This is a genomic window from Aureibaculum algae, from assembly GCF_006065315.1.
Classification (GTDB): Bacteria; Bacteroidota; Bacteroidia; order Flavobacteriales; family Flavobacteriaceae; genus Aureibaculum; species Aureibaculum algae.
In genome coordinates, this window is the sequence record NZ_CP040749.1 from 3,693,402 (window position 1) to 3,718,071 (window position 24,670).

A 24,670-nucleotide genomic window follows, 5' to 3' on the forward strand; every position below is an offset into this window, starting at 1 on the left:
GAACAATACTACTTAGAATGTTTAATAACAAAAGAAACTAATTTAGATGTATAGAAAAATTCTTACCTTAACTATCAGTTTTATTCTAATTTTCCCTATTTACGCATGGGAAACTCCAATTTCATACAATAACGATACTGACAAACCGACTTCTAGTACAGAAAGTGCATTCACTTCTTATTCTGAAGATTTATACCAAAAAATTAACGATACTAACTTAGATTTTGAAGCTTTTAAACATGCTTTAAAGGGTTATGTTCAATTACAAAACAAACAACAACTTAAAAATTCTAAGTATTTAACTTTAATAGATATGAGTGTTTCTGCAAATACGGAAAGATTTTATCTTATAAACATGGAAACACAATCTATTGAGCATAAAAGTGTTGTTGCTCATGGTGAAAAGTCAGGTTTAGAATATGCCAAAAAATTCTCAAATAAAGTTAATAGTCATCAATCGAGTATTGGTTTTTATAAAACTGCAGAGACCTATAGTGGTAAACATGGACTTTCTTTACGTTTAGATGGATTAGAATATTCTAATAATAAAGCAAGAGAACGAGCTATCGTGATACACTCTGCTGATTATGCCAATCCTGATTTTATACAATCTAATGGTAGGTTAGGAAGAAGTTGGGGATGTCCGGCATTACCTGATAAAGATTATGCCGTAATTATTAATAAAATTAAAGAAGGTAGTTGTGTGTTTGTATATTATCCACAAGAACAATACTTATCTAAATCTAAACTTATTTCGATTGAAAATATTTTAGATACAAAAAACTAATAAAATAGACATAACTTATAATTTTTAAAACAGCTTAACTTTCGTTAAGCTGTTTTTTGTATATCTAATTTCTATATATTGTTAATTGCCATACTCCTAATTAGCTTTTTATCTTCGCCATAAACGTCCTTAAAAAAAGTAATTTTGCCTGAACTATCAGCTTCTACAGATACGTAATATAAAAACACAGGTACATTCTTTTTCATAGGCATCCACTTTTCTTTTCTCTTTTTTATATATAAATTCACCGTATCCATAGTGTAGCGATTCTCGTCCTTTTCTAACAAATAATCTGCTAAATCTAATGCATTTTGTACTCTTACACATCCATGACTATACGCTCTAATTTCCCTATTAAAATAAGATTTTGAAGGTGTGTCATGTAAATAGATGGCATCCTTATTAGGAAATATAAACTTCACATAACCTAAGGCATTTATTCCGCCTCCTTGTTGTCTAAAAGAATAATTAAAATTAGCTTTATTCACTTCACCCCAATCTACAGAAGTAGGGTCAATTTTTTTTCTATCCTTGCCAATAACCTCAAAATTATTTCTTGTTAAATAAGTAGAATCTCTTTTGGCTTTAACTAATATTTCTCTAACAGATATGGTCTTAGGAACGTTCCAATAAGGATAGGCTATTATATATTGTAAAGAATCTATTATTTCTGGAGTTCGGTTTTTTACACTTCCAACTACAACATTAAACTTTTTAGATAATTTATTATCATTAACAACTCTTAATTGGTAAGATGGGATATTCACAAATAGATAATCTGCTGGCCAATTTTCTTTCCATCTCCATCTTTCTAAACTCGCTTTTATTTGTTGGTAATATTCATAAGGACTTACAGATAATGCTTTCGCCGTATTTGTACCTATTAAACCATCTGACTTTAAACCATGATCTAATTGAAATTTTTCTATTGCACTTTGGTAAAGAGAATCTTTATGTTCTTCTGTTAAATAATTATGCAAAACTAGAGCCTTTTTGGCTTGAACAACTGATTTTATAGAGTCTTGTCTAAAGTTTACAACTGCTACTGCTTCTGTGGACAAACTAGCATGTTCCAAATATTTTGCCAATCCTTTCTGCAAATTTATGTATTCCGGTTGTTTCGGCTGAAAATCAATCAATTTTTCTATTAAGCTATCTTTCTCATAAGCAACCTGTAAGTATTCTGGTAAATTGATATTAAATTTTTTGCGTGGTAAAATAGACACCTCGTTTAAAGAATCTAAAACACCATAATTTAAATGCCTACCAAATCTCATATACTCATAAGATAAAAGCACCTCCAATCGGCTTAACAAATCATATCTACTTTTTTTATCGGCCATACCATCAATTTCTTTACGAATTTCTCTTAATTCGTTAATTGGATATAACCTCGTGTCTAGTCCATACGCTTTAGCATCTGACAAAGTTTCTAATAATTTACTTCCATCTTTATTTAAAGTGATAGAGTCAGATACCCATAATGTAGAGTAATTGACATTCGTATAAAGTGTTTCTAACCATTGTAAGCTATCAACTCTAATTTCATTTATTTTGTCCGTAATAATCGAATTACGATTAGATGCAAAGAACTGATTAAACCCAGCTCTATAATCTGTTTTGGGAATTTCTATGTTCTTTGTTTGGGTCTTTTCTGCACAAGAAGTTAGCATAACCAGAACACAGATTACGAGAATATTTAAGGTCTTTTTCATATAAAAACTAAGTCGCAAATTTAACAAATTAAATTGCACATAATTCTCGTTTATTATCTTTTTCATACTTGTAGGTTTATTGATACTACAAATCTATACAAGAATCAAACCAAAAAAAGGACACTATACCGTAATAATACTATCCCTGAATACAGGGTGTGTAGAAAATTTAATAATTTTATTTTCCAATTAAATATTTACCTACTACACATTCCAAACATCTTTGCTTTATACAATAACTATTTTTTAATTGTAATAAAGCTTGACTTTCTAATGCTGACTTAGATGAAATTTGCAATTGATCGAACTTATTTATTATGCCATTTACCTCAGGCTTCAATTGTCTAATAGCTTCTAATATCTCAGATTCATTTAATTTACCAATAGACTTTAAATAGATGAATTTCAAGGGTATAATGGTATTAATCAATAATAAATCAATGAAAGATTTTGAAAGCTTTTTACTACTCATTTTAGATTGTGAAGTAAAGGAATAATGCGTCTTCCAAAAGCTAGCTAAACTAATATTAAATAACTTATACATTTCTTGAATATCCGTAATTGAAACAATTTCAGAAAATAAACTCTGATGCTTATTGAATAATACCGCTAATTGTGCAATACGAATTGTAGGAAAATTATTGGGTCTTAATCTAAAGAATTGAAATGGTGTAACTATTTGATGTGATAACTTAAATTTGGATTTCAAGAAACTGTATTCATTCTGTAAATTGATATAATATGGATCTTGAATTTCATCAGCTAATAAATTAGCTTGACCAAATAACAATGCTTCTAGTGAAATTAAATTATTCGATTGCTTTCTAACAATGGTGTAATCCAGTTTATTGGCAAGATTAAAAAAAGCATCACCATTAACTTTTAGTCCAAAATTTTTCGCTAACATTTTAAACAAAACAGCTTCCCAATCATTTTTAGAACTTACTAGCAATTGTTCAATAAGTTTAGATTTTTCTTCTAAACGTTCAATATATAAACGTTCTAACCAATTTGTTAATTGAAATTTACCTACATCTTTAATGTCATTCTCACAGTTTATCCATTTATCTTGTGATGAAAATAATTGATGATAATTATCTAGAATATCTTTTTGAGTATAATTTTTTAATTCTAATGTAGGTATTACGCTATTGTCTTTTCTGTGCACATCAACATCATGTTGCCAAACAACATGTAAAATAGTATTATCATAATTACTATCCTTTTCGTGACCATGCACGTACCAATCTGAAGATTTGATATGAATTTCTACATTCCCTGCCCAAAGTTGATCTCCAATATTCAATTTTGCATTAAAAAAATCAGAACCTGAATTAAAATTATGATCGCCACTATTTATAATAACTACTGTTTCTTGCAAGGTAGTTCTTAAATTTTCAGTCGAAAATAATTTGTACTTCCATATATAATGTAGAAAATCTTCTTTAAACATTTAGCTCGTTGTGATTTATCAATTTTTAAATTACGATATTATTCATTACTTACATTGGCAATCTAGTTTAAGAGTTTATCTTCAAATTATCAAATTAGCTACAGTAAAATTAATTCCTTAAAGCTAACGTATTGCAGAAATCACATCGTATTTGGTAATGATTTGATATGTACCGTTTTCTAAATCAACTAACACCGCTTTATTATCTTTATCTATTAAATTAGAAATTTTGTCAATCGATGCATCCTTATTTACAATAGGGAATGCTTTACGCATTACTTCCTTTATTGGTTTATCTGCTATATTTTTATCTTCAAAATAAAGTCTGAATAAATCACTTTCATCTATAGATCCCACAAAACCATTTTGATCTTCAACAGGAATTTGAGAAATATCATGCGTACGCATCCGCTCAATAGCATGAGAAACAAGCTCTTCAGTTTTAGCAGTTACGAGTTGGTTACCAACTCTGTCTTTAATTAAATCTATAGCTTTGGTAATTTCTTCATCTAAAAAGCCTCGTTCTCTCATCCAATCATCATTAAACATTTTACCAACATAACGACTACCATGATCATGAAACAATACCACAACTACATCTTCCTTTTTAAAATGTTTCTTAAGCTGTAATAACCCCTTAATTGCAGACCCTGCTGAATTCCCACAAAAAATTCCTTCTTCTATTGCCAACTTTCTTGTAAAAACGGCTGCATCTTTATCAGTAACCTTTGTAAAACCATCTATAATATCAAAGTTAACATTCTTAGGTAAAATGTCTTCTCCAATACCTTCTGTAATATAAGGATAAATCTCATTCTCATCAAAAATACCAGTCTCATGATATTTTTTAAATACTGATCCATAGGTATCTATTCCCCAAATTTTAATATTAGGATTTTTCTCTTTCAAAAATTTCCCCACTCCAGAAATTGTTCCTCCTGTACCAACACCAGCCACAAAATGTGTTATTTTACCGTCAGTTTGCTCCCATATTTCTGGTCCTGTCTGCTCGTAATGGGCTAAACTATTAGAAGGATTATCATATTGATTTACGTACCAAGAATTTGGTGTTTCAGTAGCTAATCTTTTAGAAACAGAATAATAAGAACGAGGATCATCAGGTTCGACATTAGTAGGGCAAACAATTACCTCTGCTCCTACTGCTCTTAAAATATCCATTTTTTCTTTGGATTGTTTATCACTAATTACACAGATTAATTTATAACCTCTGACTATTGCGACTAACGCCAACCCCATCCCTGTATTACCAGAAGTTCCTTCTATTATAGTACCTCCAGGTTTTAATCTTCCATCAGCTTCAGCGTCATCAATCATTTTTAATGCCATTCTATCTTTTACTGAATTTCCTGGATTAAAAGTTTCGACTTTAGCCAATATTAATGAATCAATTTCTTCAGTAATACTATTTAACTTTACTAATGGTGTATTACCAATCGTTTCTAATATATTTTTTGCGTATTGCATTTATTTTTCTATTTAATTGTGGTTTTTTCAACTAGTAATGAGTTGATAAAGTTATAATTATTGTGACTTAAAAATACAAAAAACAAGTTTTAAATCGTAATTCAAAAAATCTGTTTTATTTTTTATCTAAACATTTTAGGAAAAGTATCTTCTGGAGGTTTAGAAAGTATTGTCAATCTGAACATAGATCGTAAAAAACCTAGCCCATATCCAAAAAACATTACTAACGTAGCTGCAATGCTTAAAAGGGCCACCATCACATTCTTATTCTTAAATAAAGCATCAAAAAATATTAAAATAAAATAACCGGTAAAAAATAAAATAAACCAAGTAAAATGAAATAGAAGTCCTATCAATGACAGCAATAAACTAATTACAAAAATACTGGGAAACCAATAAGTAATCTTCCCCGTATTTGGATGAAGTCTATTTAATATTGGTCTCGCTGCACCGAAGTTAAATGTTTGTCTAAAAAAACTAGTCCAATTTACACGTCTTTTATGATAAACATATGCATCTTCAATAAACTGCGTTTCAAAATTATTTTCCCACAATCTAAAAGTTAAATTTATATCTTCTCCAAAATGTAAAGCACTAAAACCACCAGTTTCCAAAAATGCTTTTTTTGAAATTCCCATATTAAAACTTCTAGGTTGGAATTTTTTCAAGTTTTTATTTCCTCGAAGTCCTCCTGTGGTTAATACAGAAGTCATAGCGTAATTTATTGCTTTCTGTATTCTTGTAAAAGAAGGATGTGCTGCATCAGCACCACCAAATGCGTCTGTGTAATCGCTTAGTAATGTCTCTAAAACTATGGTCAAGTAATTCTCAGGTAAAATACAATCAGAATCTAAAATGATATAATAATTACCTGTAGTTTTTTGCATACCGAAATTTCTGCTTAAACCAGGCCCTGAATTATCCTTAGTCAAATAGTTAATGTTCAGTTTATCCTTAAACTTACCAATTATATGTTTAGAGGTTAGATTTGAACCATCCTCTACAACTACAACCTCAAAGTTTTCTTTAAATTTCTGAGCAACGAGACTAAGCAAAAGCTCGTCAAGTTCATCTGGACGATTATAAACGGGAATTATTATTGAAAATTGAAGATTCAAATAGTTAATTTTTTATATCTCAAAGATAAGGATTGCATTTATATATTTTGGACATAAAAAAAGACTCTCGAAATTGAGAGTCTTTTACATATATTATCTAAATCTAATTATTTCTTGAGTATTTTAAATGTTCCTATACTACCCCCAACCATAGCTTTCACAAAATAAGTTCCTGCTGGTAATTGGTCTAAACTTAATTCAGCTTGTATATCATTTTGATGTACTCTCTTAATTTCTTTACCTAAAACAGAATACAAACTAATTTGCTGAATATTTTCATTAGCTCTCATTTTTAAAACCTTATCCACTGGATTTGGATAATAAGAAAAGCCTTTAGCTAAAATTTTATCTATTGATAATGTTGAAGATGTTATGGCTAAGTCGAAAGTTCCTTCAGACCCATTCACAGTTCCACTAGGATATGCTATATTAATATAATAGGTTGTACCTAGTGTTGAACTAAAAGTAACTCCTTCGGTAACTCCTATTGCTCCTCCATTACTATCATCTACACAAGAAAATGTACCGCAAGTCCCCGTGTAAATCGCAATAGCCAAATTCCAAGAATCTGGATCCGCTGTTATAGAAATAATTCCTCCATCACCAATTATTTTATACCAAACACCGTCATTCATTGCTATACAACCAGTTGCAGTAATAAAACCTGCATTGTTTGTAGCTGAAGTTGCATCATAATTAACATTATGAGGTAGACTACCAATTGATAATGCATTACTACAATCGTCATTAGTTGGAACAATTGAAGCAGAACCAATACATACGTCAAAAGTTGTTGTAGCACCAGTTGCTGTAGAATTACTATAGATACGAATAAAATAAGTATTTCCAACTGTTAAACTATTCAAATTAATAATATTGGGATCACTACAATATATAGGGGTGTCTGTTGCTGTGGCAGGACAATTCCCAGAAACTCCACCATTATATATATTTGAATATAAATCCGTTGTACTTCCAGCAATATTTGATATTTTAACTCTATGAGATGTATTAACTGCAACAAATTTAAACCATACATCATCATTTGCTTTTGAGACAACACTTGGGCAACTTCCACCTAATCCATCTGATACTATTGAAGATGCTGTTGCATCTACTAAAGTTCCAGAAGATACAGTTCCACACAAATAATTAGGGTTTACCGTTAAAGTTGTCGCATTAGCACAATTATCATTAATCGGAGGTGCAATAATATTCTCAATTTCATTTACATTCGCCTGTACTAACCCCGTAAATACGAAGAAAAACGCGATTAAAAATCCGTATGTAGTTTTTCTGTTCATAATTTTATTATTAAAATAGGTTGCTAATACCCCTAACGATTGATTTATCAAAAAATTATAAAAAAATGCTATAAAAGGTATTATTATTTATCTATAATTATTAAAATGTTACTCTTTTATAAAATATTCCATAACTGATTGACTGACACCCATATTAGAAAAACCGCCATCATGAAACAAATTCTGTAATGTTACTTTTTTTGTTAGGTCAGAGAATAAGGAAATTGTATAATCGGCACACTCTTGTGCAGTGGCATTCCCTAAAGGTGACATTTTTTCTGCATATGCAATAAACCCATCAAAACCTTTTACCCCTTGACCTGCTGTCGTAGGTGTTGGAGATTGAGAAATAGTATTGACCCTTACCTTTTTATCTGAACCAAAATAATATCCAAAACTACGGGCAATAGATTCTAAATATGCTTTATTATCTGCCATATCGTTATAATCAGGAAAAACACGCTGTGCGGCCATATATGTTAATGCCACAATAGACCCCCACTCGTTCATTGCATCTTTTTTGTATAAAACACTCATTACTTTATGAAAAGATACAGCGGAAACGTCCCAACCTTTTGCCGTAAAATCATAATTAGATTCCGTATAAGGTACCTTTTTCCTAACATTAACAGACATTCCAATAGAATGCAACACAAAGTCCAATTTTCCTCCTAAAATTTCTGTTGCTTTTTCAACCAAATTCTCCAAATCTTCTATTGAAGTGGCATCTGCAGGTATAACTTCAGAATTCGTTTTTTCAGCTAACTTATCAATTTGCCCCATTCTCATTGCAATTGGAGCATTGGTTAACACAAAAGTAGCCCCCTCTTCATGAGCTCTTTCTGCTGTTTTCCAAGCTATAGAATTTTCATCTAATGCTCCAAAAATAATTCCTCGTTTTCCTTTCAATAAATTGTACATATAAAGCTTTTATTATATCTGTTTTAGAAAGTGCAAAATTAATGTAATATTCTTTAATTATTAAGCCAATCAATCAATTTCTTGATCTAGTAATTGCTTCGCATGAACAATAGCAGTTTCCGCTATATCTTTCCCACTTAACATCTCTGCAAGCTCTTGTATACGCTGTTCTTGAGATAAAATTTTAATATTGGTTAACGTTTGTTTATTCTTATCCGTTTTATAAACTTTATAATGATATTCACCTTTTGCTGCTATTTGAGGTAAATGTGTAATTGCAATAACTTGCATATGTTTACTCATCGTCAACATGACCTTAGCAATTCTATTTGAAACTTCTCCAGATACACCCGTATCTATTTCGTCAAAAATTATAGTTGGTAAATTGGAATAATTACATAAAATAGATTTAACAGCTAACATAATTCTAGACATTTCACCTCCTGAAGCAATTTTCTTGAGTGTTTCATAATTACTACCTTTATTTGTAGATATTAAAAAATCTAGCTCATCTTTACCGTTACTAAAAAACGCTGTCCCTTTTATTAAATCAATTTTAAAAGATGTATTGGGCATTTCCAAATTCTTAAGTAATATTCCTAATTGTTTAATTAATTCTGGAATTGCTTTCTTTCTACTATGATGTAAAATATCAGAACACTTATCTAGTTTTTTCTCAACCTCTAAGATTTCAATTTTCTTTGCTTTTACAATCTCTTCAGCATTTTCAACTGCACTTACTTTTATCTCTAAAATTTGCTTTTTCTCTAGCAGCTCATTTATAGTAGCTACTTGATGTTTTTTTTGTAAATTATATAGTAATTGAAGACGGTCATTATATTTTTCAATTTCTTGCGGACTATAATCTACACCATCGTTACTATTTTCAAGTTCTTTAGTTATATCATCAAAATCAATTTTTAAACTTGATATTCTGTATGACAAATCCTCAAACGTTTTACCATACTTAGACAGCTTTTGAATGATATTTACATAATTTAACAATGCATCACTTAAACCGGAATCTTCTAAATCAACCAAATTCTGAGCATCTGTCAAGAGTAATTTAATCTCTTCAACATGATTGAGTTTTTCTAAAGTTTCTTCCAAAAATTCCTGTTCATTTTCTTTAAAATCAGCTTCAATTAATTCATCTAATAAAAATGAATTATAATCATGTTGACTTTGAGCTTCAACCTGACGTTTTTCTATTTCAACTAATTCTTTTCGTAGCTTTTTATAAATTTTCAATCCTTTTTTAAAGGAAATTAATGTTTTGGTGTTACCCGCTAAAGCATCGATTACTAGAAATTGAAAGGCATTATCTGCCAATTGTAATGTTTGATGCTGTGAATGCAGATCAATCAATTTATCACTTAAACTAGTAAGTACAGAGAGCGTTGTTGGAGTATCATTAATAAAAGCTCTTGACTTACCACTTGGTAAAATTTCACGCCTAATAATTGTTCGCTTTTCAAAATCGAGATCATTAGTCTCAAAAAATGATTTTAAATCGAATTTATCGATTAAAAATTCACCTTCAATAACACATTTCTCATCCTTTATTTTTAGGCTTGACAGGTCAGCTCGCTTTCCTAATATGAGTCCTAATGCTCCTAATAAAATTGATTTCCCTGCCCCAGTTTCACCAGTTATAATAGAGAAACCATCTTGAAAACTCACTTCTAAATAATCAATTAGGGCATAGTTTTTAATGGATAATGATGCTAACATCTTGTAGTTTAGTGTTTATATTTATTAGTCATTTATCTACACAACTTATTCAACCAAAAAACTAATAGTATTGAATTTTTTATATTTAATTCTATTAGATATAACTGTTTGAAATCGGCTTCAAAATTAAGCCTTTTTTGTTGAATTGATTTAAAGTTTTTTTGTTTAAGAAATAATAAAACTTGTTCTCAAAATATAACAAAATTACAGTTAATAATTCAAAAAAATTAAGATTTTAATTCCCCACTTGAACCATTTATAGATGGTATTAATTCAAAAATATTAGTTGGTGCCAATGATTTCTCAATGGTATGTGATACATAAAGTATTGTAATTTCTGTTTTTTCTAATAATGTATTAATAAGCTCTGTAACCAAATTGGTATTCTCTTGATCAAGCCCTTCTACGGGTTCATCTAAAATTAACAATGGTGGCTGTTTCACTAATGCTCTAACTATCAACACCAACCTTTGCTGCCCTAGTGTCAATCTATTAAAATAGGTGTCTTTTAAATGAGTCATTTTAATAATCTCAAGCCATTGTTCTGCTTTGTGTTGCTGTAAATCTGACGGTTCTTTATATAAACCAATGGAATCAAAAAAACCTGATAAAATCATCTGACCAACGGTTTGATTTCTTTTAAACAACTCTGCTATATTAGTCGAAAAATGACCTATCCTGCTTTTGATATCCCAAATACTTTCGCCAGTTCCCTTCTTTTTGTCGAATATATAGATGTTTTGACCATACGCTTTTGGATTATCACCTGTTATTAAAGATAGAATAGTGCTTTTTCCAGATCCATTTGGTCCAATTAATTGCCAAAATTCACCCTTTTTAACATCCCAAGTAATATCCTTTACAATTACCTTTTCATTGTAACTTACGGAAACCCCTTCAAATTTTACAATACTTTTATAATCTTGATTAAATGATAATAAAGAGCTTGGAATTACGGAATTTAAAGTGGCCCTTTTTATTCTAGGTGTTTTTTTAATTTCTGAAAACAATAAATTATTATTTTCTAAATACCATTTTTCTTTTATAAATGGAAGCATATTTTCTTCTCGATTTGCCAATTGAATAATTGAAATTGTTTGAGACAACTCTAATAGCTGATTTCCTAAATCTATTCTTGATTGATGATCCAAATGATCAAATGGGTTATCAAAAATAATATAATCAGGCTTTTGAGCTAAACAATATTTTAAAAACGCTTTTCTTCGTTCTCCAGAAGAAAAGGTATTCAATTGTCTCTTTTCAGATGTTGTTATTTCTATAGTATGATACCGATGTTCTTTGGCAATAAAATCAGCAATTGCAATGTCAGAAAACAATATCCCTTTCGATTTATTAAATACTGCTAATTGTCCGTATATTCTTTGTGATAAAATTTTATTAATCAATTCCTTTTTATTGACTCGATTACTAATTAATATGGCGAAGTGCTGTATAAATTTCAATGCTTAAGTACTTTTCTATGTTTTGTGAATATTAACTCGAAAATTATTGACCGTCTAATTATACAGACCTGTATTTCCTTTTGCTAATAAAGGCAATAAACTTTTAACAATTTCAGGATTTTCTTTGGCAATATTTTTCGTTTCCCAAGGGTCCTTATCATGATCATACAATTCCAATGTAGGCTCTTCAGTTCTCCAATATTTAGTAAGTCGAAATTGGTTGGCTCTCATAGAAATTCCATTATTAAAATAACTATAAGCTACATTATTTTGAAGACTATCAGGGTTCGAAATAGTATTTACGAGACTTTGTCCATCAAGTGGGTAATTAGCAGAAATTCCACATAATTCCATTAAGGTTGGGTAAATATCTACTGATTCTACAATTGCATTCACCTTTTTTTCTTGTGACAATTTTCCTGGTACTTTTATGATAAGAGCACTTCTTAAGGCCACATCAAACAGCGTGTGTTTCCCCCAAACTAAATCATTTCCCAAATGCCAACCATGATCGCCCCAAATTACAACAATTGTATTTTCATCCAAACCAAGTGCTTTAATCTCACTAATAACTTTACCTATTTGAGCATCGACATAACTAACAGCGGCATAATATGCATGTGTCAATTTTTTCGAATATGCATCTGACAATGGCTTAGATAAACCAGCTTTTTCATCAGTAAGTTGATATCCATTAAACTCACCACTTTTCTGAAGACTTTTCTTATTTACATTTTCTGGAATAAATGGATTAGGTGCCAGTGGAATATCATTCCTATCGTAAAGATTCCAATATTTTTTTGGAGCATTAAAGGGCAAGTGTGGTTTAAAAAATCCTACACCCAGAAAAAAGGGTTGATTCTTATTTTTTAATTCCTTTAATTTAGAAATAGCCAACTCGGCAGTTAGTCCATCAGGATAACCTTCATCCTCTACATCTCCAGATTCATACGGTTTAACCTGTCTTTTAAGACTCTGTCTATTCTCACCATTGGCATAAGCAAAAAAGGCATTCCATCCCGTTTTCCATTTCCCACTATTGAAGAGAAACTCATTCCAACTATTTGGCATTTCTTTTATGGTAGATGGAGTTTCTTCATAGCCATATACCAAGCCATCAGCAGAATGACTCATTTTACCAATACCAACTGTATAATACCCGTTCTTTTTAAATTGATGTACAAAAGATTCTGGTTGAATCGTATCTGACTTATGGCCCATTTCACTTTCAAATGCATTATTTAAGAGATGAGATGTTTTTTTAGGTCTAAGACCAGTCATAAGACTATATCTTGATGCTCCACATGTAGGAACCTGTACATAATGGTTTGTAAACACTAAACCTTCTGAAGCTAAATTATCTATGTTAGGCGACTTTATTATGGTATTACCATAACAACCCAATTCTGGACGTAAATCGTCAACAGCTATAAATACAACATTTGGACTATCTTTTGTTTTTGGTGAGGTATTTTTATTCCCTGTCTTACTTACACAACTTGATACTAACAAAATTATGAAAATGACTAATACTCTTTTTGAAATTATTTTTAAGTACAAAATATATGAGAAGATCAAATTAAAATTGAATTATTACGCTAAGATAAGCATAAATACAATTTTTAATACTCTAAACAGGAAATACAATTAATATTTTAGATTTTAATTTGATCCCATTTTTCGTTATACGAAGGATAAATTTTAAGTAAAGTCTCTTTAAGTTTTACGGCGTTAATTCGTGGGCCATCTGAAAATATATCAACAATTTCATCCGATTTAGTATCCATAAAGACTCGTAATAAAAAAGCATTGGGGCGAGTATTATAAATATTATTTAAAAGCAAAACCGCATCACTAATATTTGATTTGGCTGTTTTCTTATCTTCACTCATAATATCTAATCCATCTAAGTGATATTTATAAAGTGCAGTTCTAAAGTCCTTATACGTTGGAGATAAAATGTTCTCGTTTAATTGATATCTCGTATTATTACCATCTATTCTATTCCAACCAGAAAAACCTCCTTGTTGAGCAAGGTTTATTACTTTTTCAGCTTGTTTATGATATTCTTCACCACCATTAAGTTCAAAAGAGTCAGCATCAATACCCAATACTGTGTAAACATAAAAAGTAAGAATAGAAACTAAATTAGATTGAAAACTATTTTCATTATAAATCAAGTTTTGAAATTCAGTATAATTAAAAGACAAGTTATTGTCTTTATAATTTAAAATGGGACTTTGATAAGTAGAGTTATATACTGGTCGTGTAGCAATAATGGAAATATTACCTTTAAAATCATTAGTAGAGGGTTGCTCTAATATGGTTAATGTAATGGCACAATTTATACGTTCTTGAGGTTTATAATTTTTATCAGTCCATTTTGTGTTATTAATGTAATCTGAAATAGAAGCCTGCAGATTATCGTATAATTGTTTATTACTACTTTGAACTTGATCTGAATTTACAATCACAAGAGCATTCAATTCTTGACTACTCATTTTAAAAGTAGCACATAAAAATAATGCAAATAATAAACTATGCTTGATGCTTTTTGAGTATTTCATTAAAAATATCTTTTGCGACTTCTGTTTTTGACTTTGTTTCAAAACTTTGACACTTTTCCTCAGTATCAATAAGCGTTATTTTATTGGTGGCTTTTTTAAAACCTGCTCCTTTATCATTTAGTGAGTTTAACACTATTAAATCGAGATTTTTACGTCTTAATTTACCTTTAGCATTTTCTAGTTCATTAGAAGTTTCCAAAGCAAAACCAACTAAAAATTGATTTTTTTTAGCTTCCCCAAGAGAAGCCAATATATCCTTAGTTGGTACTAAATTAATATTTAATACGGCATCTATCTTTTTTATTTTATCAACTGCAGCATGATCTGGTTTAAAATCAGCTACTGCTGCAGACAATATTGCTATATTACACGTTGCATAATGTTCATGTACCGCTGTATACATTTCTTCAGCAGTTACAACATCTATCCTCTTAATTAACGCATGTTTTATACTTTCATTGGATGGACCAGAAATTAAAATAACCTCTGCTCCTAGATTCGCAGCTTCTTTTGCTAATTCGAACCCCATTTTACCAGAAGAATGATTACCAATAAAACGAACAGGATCAATAGCTTCATAAGTTGGTCCGGCTGTAATAAGTACTTTTTTATTCCGTAAAGGTAATCCTGAAATTATATGGTCTTCAATGAAAGCTAATATATTTTCAGGTTCAGCCATTCTACCTTCACCTTCTAAACCACTAGCCAATTCGCCAACTTCAGCGGGAATCATAATATTTCCAAAAGTTTCTAATTTTTGTAAATTCTCTTTGGTTGAATTGTGTTTGTACATGTCTAAATCCATTGCCGGGGCAAAATAAACTTTACATTTTGAGGACAAATAAGTAGCTAGCAATAAGTTATCGCAAATTCCATTTGCCATTTTAGACATAGTATTTGCTGTTGCGGGAGCTATTACAACAAGATCTGCCCATAGACCTAAATCAACATGATTATTCCATACTTCATTCTCATCTTCTTTATCATAAAAAGTAGAATAAACTGGATTCTTGGAGAGTGTAGAAAGTGTGAGTGGAGTAACAAAATCTTTAGAAGCAGGAGTCATGACAACTTTAACATGAGCTCCTGCTTTTATAAAAAGTCTAACTAAGTAGGTGGTTTTATAAGCAGCGATTCCTGCGGTTACCCCCAAAAGAATATTTTTACCGCTTAAAACAGACATTATTACTTAGCTTCAGTTTCTTCTGGGTTTCTGTAGTAGATACCTCCATGTAACCACTCTTCAACTGCCATTGCAGTAGGCTTAGGTAATTTTTCGTAAAAACGAGAAACCTCAATTTGTTCTTTATTTTCAAAAACTTCTTCTAGGCTATCATTATGTGTAGCAAATTCTTCTAACTTATCAATAAGTTCCTTTTTAAGGTCTTCATTAATTTGATTAGCTCTTTTTGCCATAATCGAAATAGACTCATAAATATTATGAGTTGGTGCTTCAATTTTAGATCTATCATAAGTTATAGTAGTGATAGGTGCTTCAGAATTTTTATAATCCATTTTTCGTATATTTTGCGTATAGTTCTTTTAACTTTTCTAACTCTTTATTCAAATCTTCTAATTTAGAAGAAAACTCTTTTAACCTTTCTGATTCAGGAAAATTTTTCTTTAATCTATCATATGAAGCTGTCGCATTATTAATACGTTCTTCTTTTTTAAATTCTGCACTATTCATTGCCAATTTATAAGCTGCCAAAAACTTATAGGCCAATGCTTCTTCCTTATATTCAGTACCAAAATTATCTTCTATAAAAATATCAAAGGCCATAATTGCAGCTTGATATTTTTCTGTAATATAATACTGCTTAGCAATATCAAATGCTTTTTTCTCTAATCGTGTAGCTAAATCATCATAATACTGATTTGCTTCCTTAATTTTCTCAGATTCTGGAAATTTATCAATAAAATTTTGTAGAGCGGTTAATGCTTTATGTGTATTTGCCTGATCTCTACTTGATTTTGGCGAATCATAATAATAACTTTGTGCTGCTAAAAAAGTAGCATCTTCTATTTTCGAACTCGACGGATAGTTTCCAATAAAACGTTCAAAATAATAAGCTGCTAATTCATAACTTTTCGTTTTAAAATTTGCTTCACCCACCATATATTGGATACGTTCCATTTGAGGTTTTGCACCATATTTTGGAATTACCTTCTCAAATAAGTTAATGGATTTATTATAACTACCCTCTTCAAATAATTGAGTAGCCAATTTATACTGATCTTCAGTTGTGCCTTTGTTTAACACCTTATGGTATTCACTACAAGCGGAAAAAGTCACGGCAATGATGACCAATAAACCAAGTTGTTTTATTCTAAACATTTTGCAAAAGTACTTATTTAAAACTAATTAATAAAAACTATTTTTTAATAACTCTTCGTAGAGCATCGCTTTAAGCGAAAAACAAATGTAAAATTTGTTATTTTAATGTTAGAATAATGATTACTAAAACTTTGTTAATAGTACAAAACGTAACTTTAAGGTTGTATTTGAACTGAAGACTGAACCGTGAGTTGTTTTATATCATTATCAAATAAATACAACCCTCCTTTATCGTCACCAATCAAGTTTATTTTATCAAGAATATTTCTTGCAACAGCCTCTTCTTCAATTTGTTCAGCCACATACCATTGTAAAAAATTATGTGTTGCATAATCTTTAACTTGAAGACAAATATGTACCAATTCATTGATGGATTCAGAAACATGAACTTCATGTTTAAATAAGGTTTCAAACATTTCTTTAAAAGAACCAAACGAAGATGAAGGTGCGTTTAACTGAGAAACTTTAGCATGACCTCCTCTTTCATTAATATATTTTACCAATTTTAGCATATGTTGTCTTTCTTCATCAGATTGTGCATACATAAACTCAGCAACACCTTCTAATCCTTTTACTTCTGCCCAAGACGCCATTGCTAAATAAATTTGAGAAGACTCTGCTTCTATTGTTATTTGCTCATTAAGGGCTTTTTCTACTTCTTTAATCAACATTTTTTATCTATTTTTCTAAGTTTAACTTTATTAATAATTATCGATAAAGTTACTAATTTTTTCTTGTAATTCAGCACTAGCTTCTACTAAAGGAAGTCTTACTGTACATTCACAAATGGAACGTTTTTTTAGCAATGCTTTAATACCTGCTGGGTTACCCTCTTCAAAAATATAATATATACTATTCATTATTTTGAAATGCAACTTAGAGGCCTCCTTACTTTTACCTTCTAAAGCTAATTTTATCATTTTAGAAAAATCACCTGGAATGCCTTGACCAATTACAGTGATTACTCCAGCACCACCCATTAACACCATTGGTAACGCAACCATATCATCACCTGATAAAACTAAAAACCCTTCTGGTTTATTTTGCAGCAACATAAATGCCTGATCCATATCACCAGAGGCTTCTTTTACACCAATAATATTTGAACAATCAGAAGCTAATCTTAAGATCGTTTTTGGAGTCATGCTTACCCCTGTTCTACTCGGTACGTTATATATAATAATTGGTTTAGGACTTATCGCTGCAATCGCTTTAAAGTGCTGATAAATTCCTTCTTGCGTAGGTTTGTTGTAATACGGAGAAACTGAAAGTATAGCATCAAAAGCTGATAAATCCGTTTCTTCTATTTCATTAATAACAGCCTGTGTATTGTTACCTCCAATACCAATAACCAAAGGTAATTGACCGTTGTTTGTTTCAATAACTGTCTTTATTACTTTTTGTTTTTCAACATTTGTTAAGGTGGCTGGCTCTCCGGTAGTTCCCATTACCACCAAATAGTCAATATCATTGTCAATCTGAAAATTAACAAGCCTTACTAAAGCCTCATAATCAACTGATTTATCTACTTTAAAAGGAGTTACTAAAGCCGCTCCGGTACCATAAAATTGTGTCATTCTATTAAATTAAAAATCTGTAAATACTTTGCTAACTCATCGTTAAAAACATCAATTTTATTTCCTTCCACAGCAATGGTAAAATCATACAAATTTTGTAATTCTTCATTGGCAAAACTCACTTTAAATTTTGCTTTTGACCGCATTGATAATATATTTGTATAAATACTTGAATGACTACAATAATTGATTAACAAATCATAATCCGCATTTACGAAATCTAATACATTAGATGCTTTTGGTTTACCAAACATACCCAAATCTTTTTCAGTAAAAGTATTGTAATGTTGCGTTACAAAATCGTCTTTTAGGTTTTCAAAAATGATAATCTCTAAGCTTTTATGAGGCATTTTTAATTTCTGACTCAAGTTCCTAGAAATATCATAACCACCAAATAATCGCGAATCAGCTAAAACACCAATCGTTATTATTTTTTTCGGAATATTATCATTTGTACTCTTTAATTTTTTTAATTGTTTTTGATAATACTGTGCAGCTGTTTTCTTTTTTAAACCTGTAAAATTCATTGGTTTTTAACAATTGTAAGGCAAAATTAATAATTCGGGTTGTAAACTAATGGCAATGTATTCAAATTAAACGAATAGTTTATATACGTTAGTATTTAAACAAGTATAATAATTGAAAATTAATTATTTAAACGTTTATCCATCTTCTCTAGCAGTATTTTTGAAGCCGCATTAAAACCTTGTAGTAAGCTAACAGCTCCTTGAGCTTTCAATTGTAGATTCAAGGCTAATCTGTTCTTAAAATCTTCAGATTTAAAATAATCTCTTGCCTTTTGATTTTCTCTTCTCATATACATATCAGCGGCAAAATTGTAGTTCTCTTTCATGTTTAAGGTGTTTTCATAAACATCTTTTTCAATTTTTGTATTTAGGTCTATAAAACTTGAATTAATTTCATTGTACAATGCCAATCCATAAACCACAACAGAATCCTGAGCAATTTCTACATCATAACTATAATTTTTAAGAAGGTCATAGCCATTTTTAGTAATTGCTAATGGAATACCCGTAAAAATAATGGATTGTAGATCTCCATTCTTTTTATAAAAAAGATTTGTAATAGTATCACTAAGTGCCAATCTACCAACAGAATCTTGCTTTTTATAATATGTAATTATAAAGTCTGCTCTAGTGGTATCTCTAACAACATCACTTCTGAAAATATGTAAAATATTATCTAAATTTTTTGCTTGTTTTTTATCTTCACTCCAATCATTAATTGACAGAGCTATCAAAATACCAGTAACAACTAAAACAATTTCACCAAAAGCATACAATAAATATTTTCTAAAACCAGAAGATTTTACTATTTGTTTTCTGGCATTTGAAAATAATTTCATTCGTGTTGCGGTTGTACGTTTAGTATAAAAAAGTTTAGAGTAACTTATAATATTTCGCCAGATTCTTTCAGCTTTTCAGCATTTTCAGCAAGTTTTAATTCTTCAACAATTTTATGGATGTCTCCGTTAATAATATTACTTAAATCGTAAAGCGTTAGTCCAATTCGATGCTCAGTAACACGACCTTGGGGGTAATTATAAGTTCTAATTTTTGCAGATCTATCACCACTCGAAACCATACTTTTGCGTTTTATGGAGTCCGCAGCTTGTTTTTTTGCCAATTCAGATTCGTATAATCTAGAACGTAATACTTTAATCGCTTTTTCTAAATTTTTATGTTGCGATTTCTGATCTTGACACTTTGCCTCAATACCCGTAGGAATGTGTTTCAATTGAATTGCCGAATAGGTAGTATTTACACTCTGCCCACCAGGACCTGTAGATGTTGTTCTAATAATTTTCACATCTTTCATATCCAGTTCTACATCAAACTCTTCAGCTTCTGGTAAAACCATCACTGTTGCAGCGGATGTATGTACTCTACCTTGGGTTTCCGTTTGCGGTACACGTTGTACACGATGTACACCTGCCTCAAATTTCATATCACCATAAACATCATCACCTGATATACTAAAAATAACCTCTTTAAAACCACCTGAAGTACCTTCACTGACATCAACTAATTCGGTTTTCCATCCTTTATCAGAACAGAATTTCGTGTACATTCTATAAAGGTCTCCAGCAAAAATACTAGCCTCATCACCACCTGTACCCGCTCTAATTTCGACCATAACGTCTTTAGCATCTTCTGGATCTTTAGGTATCAGCATGTATTTTATATCTGATTCTAATTTTTCTAATTTCTCAGAAGCTTCCCCTAATTGCATTTGTGCCATCTCTACCATTTCAGCATCAGACCCATCATCAATAATTTCTTTTGCCTCCTCTACTCTACTCAATATAACTTTATACTCTTCCCCTTTATCTACAATAGTTTTAAGGTCTTTGTATTCTTTATTAAGTTTTACATATCGTTTCTGATCAGTAATAATATCTGGCTGAATAATTAAATCAGAAACTTCATCAAAACGTTGTTTTACAATATATAATCTATCTAACATCTACTGTTTTTTTTAAGAGCTAATTTTAATAAAATAGTAAATTTAGCCGATGACAAATTTAGTTAAATTTTAGGATAATTTTCAACTAAACTAAAATTCTAACCTTAAATAATTTAGAATATCTCTAAATTAGAAATTCTATAACAATATGTATTCAATTTTATAGTTAGAAATTAATAATTAATTAAATTTACGCTGCATTAAAAACTAAAATTATGAAAAAATTATCAATTCTGTTTATCGCTTTAGCAATGATAGCTACAAGTTGTGGCGACAAAAAGAAAGAAGATGTTAAAAAGGATGTAGAACAAGTAAAAGAAGAGGTAGTAAAAGAAACTACAACTACTGATGCTGCTTCTGATAAAGATACTCAAATAGCTATGGGTAAAAAACTGTTTACTGATAAAACCTGTACTACGTGTCACGCCTTAGATACTAAAGTTATTGGCCCTTCTTTAAAGGACATTGTAAAAATTTATGGCGAAAAAGATGGTAATATCGTTAAATTCTTAAAGGGAAATGCTGATGCAATTGTTGACACTGACCCTGGTCAAGTAGCTATAATGAAAGCAAACCTTGACAGTTTTGTGAAAGAAATGAGTGCTGAAGAATTACAAGCACTATCTGCTTACATGAGAGATGCTGGTAAATAAATAAGCATCTATTATTAAAAACAAAAAAGCATCTGCCTTAGGTAGATGCTTTTTTGTTTTACACAAGTTCGTCACTACTATTACCAATTTAATTATATTTGTTAGTGCTAACTAATACTTAAAAAAATGCGTTTATTTCTAATTGCTTTCTTATTTCTACTTTGCTGTAATTGTGCATCTGATAGAAAATCAGTTGATGATAAAATAAAAGAAGCCCCAACACGTGGAACATTAAGTTTAGACTCTCAAATTTTTCTTGGTAATAGACTCTTCTCCGAAAAAACGTGTATTACCTGTCATGATATTAAAAACAAGAAAATAGGCCCTTCTGTCCTAGATATTATGCGTGTTTATAAAGAAAAAAATGGAAATATCGTAGCCTTTTTAAAAGGTAAAGCTGAACCTATTGTAGATACAACTGCCAGCCAAGTTGCTATTATGCAAGATAACATCAATGGTTTTGTTAGAGGGTTGTCCGATGAAATGTTGAACACCATTGCCACTTATATGATGCATGTAGATGAATTACATACTAAATAGTAGCATTTGAAACTAATTTATAAAATTTATTTCTAATCAAACCCTTACCTTTGCAAAATGGCAAGAAAAAATAAGCATAAAATTTTTGAAGATATAGAAGTTCTTGATGCAGGAGCTAAAGGTAAATCAGTTGCTAAGGCACCAGATGGTAAAGTTATTTTTTTACCAAATGCAATACCTGGAGACGTGGTTGATGTACAAACTTATAAGCAACGTAAAGCCTACTACGAAGGCAAAGCCATTAATTTCAAAACCTATTCTGATAAAAGAACTATTCCCGTTTGTGAACACTTTGAAAACTGTGGTGGTTGTAAATGGCAACATATGAAATATGAAGATCAGCTGTTCTACAAGGAAAAGGAAGTTACTAATAATCTACAACGGATTGGTCATATCGAATTACCTGAAATTACACCCATTTTAGGAGCTAGCAAACATTATTTTTATAGGAACAAAATGGAATTTTCATTTTCAAGTAGTCGTTGGTTGACATTGGAAGAGATAAACTCTGATGTTACTATTGAAAATAAAAACGCACTAGGGTTCCATATTGCAGGCATGTGGGACAAAATATTAGATATTAATAAGTGTCATTTACAAGAAGACCCTTCTAATGATCTTAGAAATTCAATTAAAGAATTTGCCATAGAAAACAATTTAAGTTTTTTTAATCCACGTGAGCAAAGTGGGTTATTACGTACCATGATGGTTCGTATTTCTTCCAATGGAGAAATTATGCTAATTGTTCAATTCTATGATGATGACAAAGAAAAACGAGAACTGTTATTGAATTTTGTAGCCGAAAAATTTCCACTAATAACCTCATTACAGTATTTGGTGAATCAGAAAGCTAATGATACTTTTTATGATCAAGAAATAGTTTGCTTTAAAGGTCGCGACCATATTTTTGAGGAAATGGAAGGATTAAAATTTAAAATTAATGCCAAGTCCTTTTACCAAACTAATTCATCACAAGCTTATGAATTGTATAAAATAACGAGAGATTTTGCCAATTTATCTGGCAATGAAGTTGTATACGATTTGTATACCGGTACAGGCACCATTGCTCAGTTTGTTTCCAAGCAAGCAAAAAAAGTAGTAGGTATAGAAAGTGTACCTGAAGCTATTGCAGATGCGAAAGAAAATGCCAAAAATAACAACATCAGCAATACTGACTTTTTTGTTGGTGATATGGCTAAAGTTTTTACAGATGAATTTATTGCAAAAAACGGTAAACCAGATGTCATAATTACTGATCCACCAAGAGATGGTATGCACAAAAATGTTATAGAGCAGCTCTTAAAAATTGAAGCCGAAAAAATTGTATATGTAAGTTGTAATTCAGCTACACAGGCCAGAGATTTAGCCTTATTAGACGAAAAATATAAGCTTGTTAAAACACAAGCAGTAGATATGTTTCCGCAAACACACCATGTAGAGAATGTAGTGTTATTGGTTAAGCGTTAAATATAGCACCACTTCTTATTTCAGTGTTAAAATAAAAATTCCAAATAGTTACTTTTAAAGCAAACTATTTGGAATTTTAATATCATATATTCTCGTAATTCTACTATTTCAATAACTCAGTAACATCAAAACGATTAGAATAGTTAGGGTCGTAATGTACAAACTCAATTTCACCTTTTTTATTTATGATATATGTAGCAGGAACAGGTAAGACATTATTATTTTCAGCATTATATTCTGCTAATTTTTTCTGTGTAGCACTAAAGTAATTTGGAACACTTTTTTCGTTTACTTCAAAAGCCACTTTATAATTGTTCATTATTGTATTATCCGCATCGTGCAAAATAGAAAATGTACTTCCAAATTTTTCTGCAGTCTCTTTAGTTTTTTCAACCTTTTCAGGTGTAACTACTACAACAGCATATCCTTTTTCATTTAAGGCTTTTAAATTTTCTTGTAATGTTTTCAAGTGTTTTCTACAATGAGGACACCAATTACCTCTGTAAAAAATAAGAATAATTTTATTGTCCTCTAAAATTTTTGAAGAATTAATTTTATTGTCAAATTGATCGGTTCCGGTAATTAATGGAGCTGCATCTCCTATTTCTAAATGTTCAGCATCAATCTGCGAAAATGAAATTGTTGAAATAAATAATGCAATAACTAATGTTAAATTTCTCATGTATTTTATGTTTATTTTTTTATGTAGACGGAAAAAGAGACCAGCCTTACAAAAAAAATAAAATTGTGTATACTGCATCTATATAGTTCAATAATTTCTTAAATTAGGTTTATATAATTGGATATCGTTAACTACTAGGTATCGTAAAGATTTATGCCTTTAGATATGTAACAACAAAGGGTTATTAATAAAATTTATTCTACTTTTATATTCAAAATGAAGGTACATTTCAATTTGCAAATACCTTATAGGACACAAACATTTCTCATATGAAACGCAGAGTCTAGACTAAAAAATAATAAGCAAAATTTAAAAATAAGTTTTAATTCTATTCTCCAAACTATAAAGTTTGTAATTTTAAAAAAAATCAAGAATATGT

The 24,670-nt window shown here is 30.3% G+C and carries 23 protein-coding genes; 4 read left to right on the top strand and 19 right to left on the bottom strand.

What is annotated here, in order from left to right; all coding sequences use genetic code 11:
- Positions 1 to 46 precede the first annotated feature (46 nt).
- Positions 47 to 787 carry a murein L,D-transpeptidase catalytic domain family protein gene (locus tag FF125_RS15495; RefSeq protein WP_138950613.1) on the top strand — a complete coding sequence of 247 codons (741 nt, stop codon included), beginning with the start codon at positions 47 to 49 and terminating at the stop codon, positions 785 to 787.
- A gap of 71 nt (positions 788 to 858) precedes the next feature.
- On the opposite strand, the gene FF125_RS15500 is transcribed toward FF125_RS15495, so the two are convergent.
- From FF125_RS15500 to prfA, 18 genes are all read right to left on the bottom strand, one after another.
- On the bottom strand, positions 859 to 2,568 hold the full coding sequence (locus FF125_RS15500; protein WP_138950614.1) for a L,D-transpeptidase family protein: 1,710 nt from the start codon (positions 2,566 to 2,568) through the stop codon (positions 859 to 861).
- A 112-nt stretch (positions 2,569 to 2,680) separates the two neighbouring features.
- Positions 2,681 to 3,955: a DUF2851 family protein gene (locus FF125_RS15505; protein WP_138950616.1), complete on the bottom strand. Its 1,275-nt coding sequence runs from the start codon at positions 3,953 to 3,955 to the stop codon at positions 2,681 to 2,683.
- Between the two features lie 123 nt (positions 3,956 to 4,078).
- Entirely contained in the window at positions 4,079 to 5,440 is a 1,362-nt protein-coding gene (locus FF125_RS15510) for a pyridoxal-phosphate dependent enzyme (RefSeq protein ID WP_138950617.1), read from the bottom strand.
- A 122-nt stretch (positions 5,441 to 5,562) separates the two neighbouring features.
- Positions 5,563 to 6,558 (bottom strand): glycosyltransferase, encoded by a 996-nt coding sequence (locus tag FF125_RS15515; protein WP_138950618.1) that lies wholly within the window; start codon positions 6,556 to 6,558, stop codon positions 5,563 to 5,565.
- Between the two features lie 107 nt (positions 6,559 to 6,665).
- Positions 6,666 to 7,862 carry a T9SS type A sorting domain-containing protein gene (locus FF125_RS15520; protein WP_138950619.1) on the bottom strand — a complete coding sequence of 399 codons (1,197 nt, stop codon included), beginning with the start codon at positions 7,860 to 7,862 and terminating at the stop codon, positions 6,666 to 6,668.
- A gap of 108 nt (positions 7,863 to 7,970) precedes the next feature.
- Complete coding sequence (locus FF125_RS15525) at positions 7,971 to 8,783, bottom strand: enoyl-ACP reductase FabI (protein ID WP_138950621.1); 813 nt, start codon at positions 8,781 to 8,783, stop codon at positions 7,971 to 7,973.
- Positions 8,784 to 8,852: 69 nt separating this feature from the next.
- On the bottom strand, positions 8,853 to 10,517 hold the full coding sequence (recN, locus tag FF125_RS15530) for a DNA repair protein RecN (protein ID WP_138950623.1): 1,665 nt from the start codon (positions 10,515 to 10,517) through the stop codon (positions 8,853 to 8,855).
- Between the two features lie 227 nt (positions 10,518 to 10,744).
- The gene (locus FF125_RS15535) at positions 10,745 to 11,923 is read right to left on the bottom strand and encodes an ATP-binding cassette domain-containing protein (RefSeq protein ID WP_250629600.1); all 1,179 of its coding nucleotides are present in this window, start codon (positions 11,921 to 11,923) and stop codon (positions 10,745 to 10,747) included.
- A gap of 111 nt (positions 11,924 to 12,034) precedes the next feature.
- Complete coding sequence (locus FF125_RS15540; RefSeq protein WP_250629601.1) at positions 12,035 to 13,492, bottom strand: sulfatase; 1,458 nt, start codon at positions 13,490 to 13,492, stop codon at positions 12,035 to 12,037.
- 143 nt (positions 13,493 to 13,635) lie between these two features.
- Positions 13,636 to 14,547: a type IX secretion system protein PorD gene (gene porD, locus FF125_RS15545; protein ID WP_138950624.1), complete on the bottom strand. Its 912-nt coding sequence runs from the start codon at positions 14,545 to 14,547 to the stop codon at positions 13,636 to 13,638.
- Entirely contained in the window at positions 14,519 to 15,730 is a 1,212-nt protein-coding gene (gene coaBC, locus FF125_RS15550; RefSeq protein WP_138950626.1) for a bifunctional phosphopantothenoylcysteine decarboxylase/phosphopantothenate--cysteine ligase CoaBC, read from the bottom strand. The genes porD and coaBC overlap by 29 nt, the downstream gene beginning before the upstream one ends.
- Positions 15,731 to 15,732: 2 nt before the next feature.
- Positions 15,733 to 16,062 (bottom strand): DNA-directed RNA polymerase subunit omega, encoded by a 330-nt coding sequence (locus tag FF125_RS15555; protein ID WP_138950627.1) that lies wholly within the window; start codon positions 16,060 to 16,062, stop codon positions 15,733 to 15,735.
- Positions 16,052 to 16,885: an outer membrane protein assembly factor BamD gene (locus FF125_RS15560; RefSeq protein ID WP_138950629.1), complete on the bottom strand. Its 834-nt coding sequence runs from the start codon at positions 16,883 to 16,885 to the stop codon at positions 16,052 to 16,054. The genes FF125_RS15555 and FF125_RS15560 overlap by 11 nt, the downstream gene beginning before the upstream one ends.
- A gap of 155 nt (positions 16,886 to 17,040) precedes the next feature.
- Positions 17,041 to 17,556, bottom strand: coding sequence for a ferritin (locus FF125_RS15565; protein ID WP_138950630.1), 516 nt, complete (start codon positions 17,554 to 17,556; stop codon positions 17,041 to 17,043).
- 30 nt (positions 17,557 to 17,586) lie between these two features.
- Positions 17,587 to 18,462 carry a 4-hydroxy-tetrahydrodipicolinate synthase gene (gene dapA / locus FF125_RS15570; protein WP_138950632.1) on the bottom strand — a complete coding sequence of 292 codons (876 nt, stop codon included), beginning with the start codon at positions 18,460 to 18,462 and terminating at the stop codon, positions 17,587 to 17,589.
- Positions 18,459 to 18,989 (bottom strand): DUF6913 domain-containing protein, encoded by a 531-nt coding sequence (locus FF125_RS15575; RefSeq protein ID WP_138950633.1) that lies wholly within the window; start codon positions 18,987 to 18,989, stop codon positions 18,459 to 18,461. Before FF125_RS15575 ends, dapA begins: the two co-directional genes overlap by 4 nt.
- A 119-nt stretch (positions 18,990 to 19,108) precedes the next feature.
- The gene (locus FF125_RS15580; RefSeq protein ID WP_138950635.1) at positions 19,109 to 19,828 is read right to left on the bottom strand and encodes a DUF6090 family protein; all 720 of its coding nucleotides are present in this window, start codon (positions 19,826 to 19,828) and stop codon (positions 19,109 to 19,111) included.
- A 44-nt stretch (positions 19,829 to 19,872) separates the two neighbouring features.
- Positions 19,873 to 20,949, bottom strand: a complete 1,077-nt coding sequence (gene prfA / locus FF125_RS15585) for a peptide chain release factor 1 (protein WP_138950636.1) — start codon at positions 20,947 to 20,949, stop codon at positions 19,873 to 19,875.
- 215 nt (positions 20,950 to 21,164) lie between these two features.
- On the opposite strand from prfA, the gene FF125_RS15590 reads away from it, so the two are divergent.
- From FF125_RS15590 to rlmD, 3 genes are all read left to right on the top strand, one after another.
- Positions 21,165 to 21,602: a c-type cytochrome gene (locus tag FF125_RS15590; protein WP_138950638.1), complete on the top strand. Its 438-nt coding sequence runs from the start codon at positions 21,165 to 21,167 to the stop codon at positions 21,600 to 21,602.
- A 126-nt stretch (positions 21,603 to 21,728) separates the two neighbouring features.
- Entirely contained in the window at positions 21,729 to 22,142 is a 414-nt protein-coding gene (locus FF125_RS15595; RefSeq protein WP_138950639.1) for a c-type cytochrome, read from the top strand.
- Positions 22,143 to 22,199: 57 nt separating this feature from the next.
- The gene (gene rlmD / locus FF125_RS15600; RefSeq protein ID WP_138950641.1) at positions 22,200 to 23,609 is read left to right on the top strand and encodes a 23S rRNA (uracil(1939)-C(5))-methyltransferase RlmD; all 1,410 of its coding nucleotides are present in this window, start codon (positions 22,200 to 22,202) and stop codon (positions 23,607 to 23,609) included.
- 103 nt (positions 23,610 to 23,712) lie between these two features.
- Here rlmD and FF125_RS15605 read toward each other — a convergent pair whose 3' ends face one another.
- Entirely contained in the window at positions 23,713 to 24,291 is a 579-nt protein-coding gene (locus FF125_RS15605; protein WP_175418941.1) for a peroxiredoxin family protein, read from the bottom strand.
- Positions 24,292 to 24,670 lie beyond the last annotated feature (379 nt).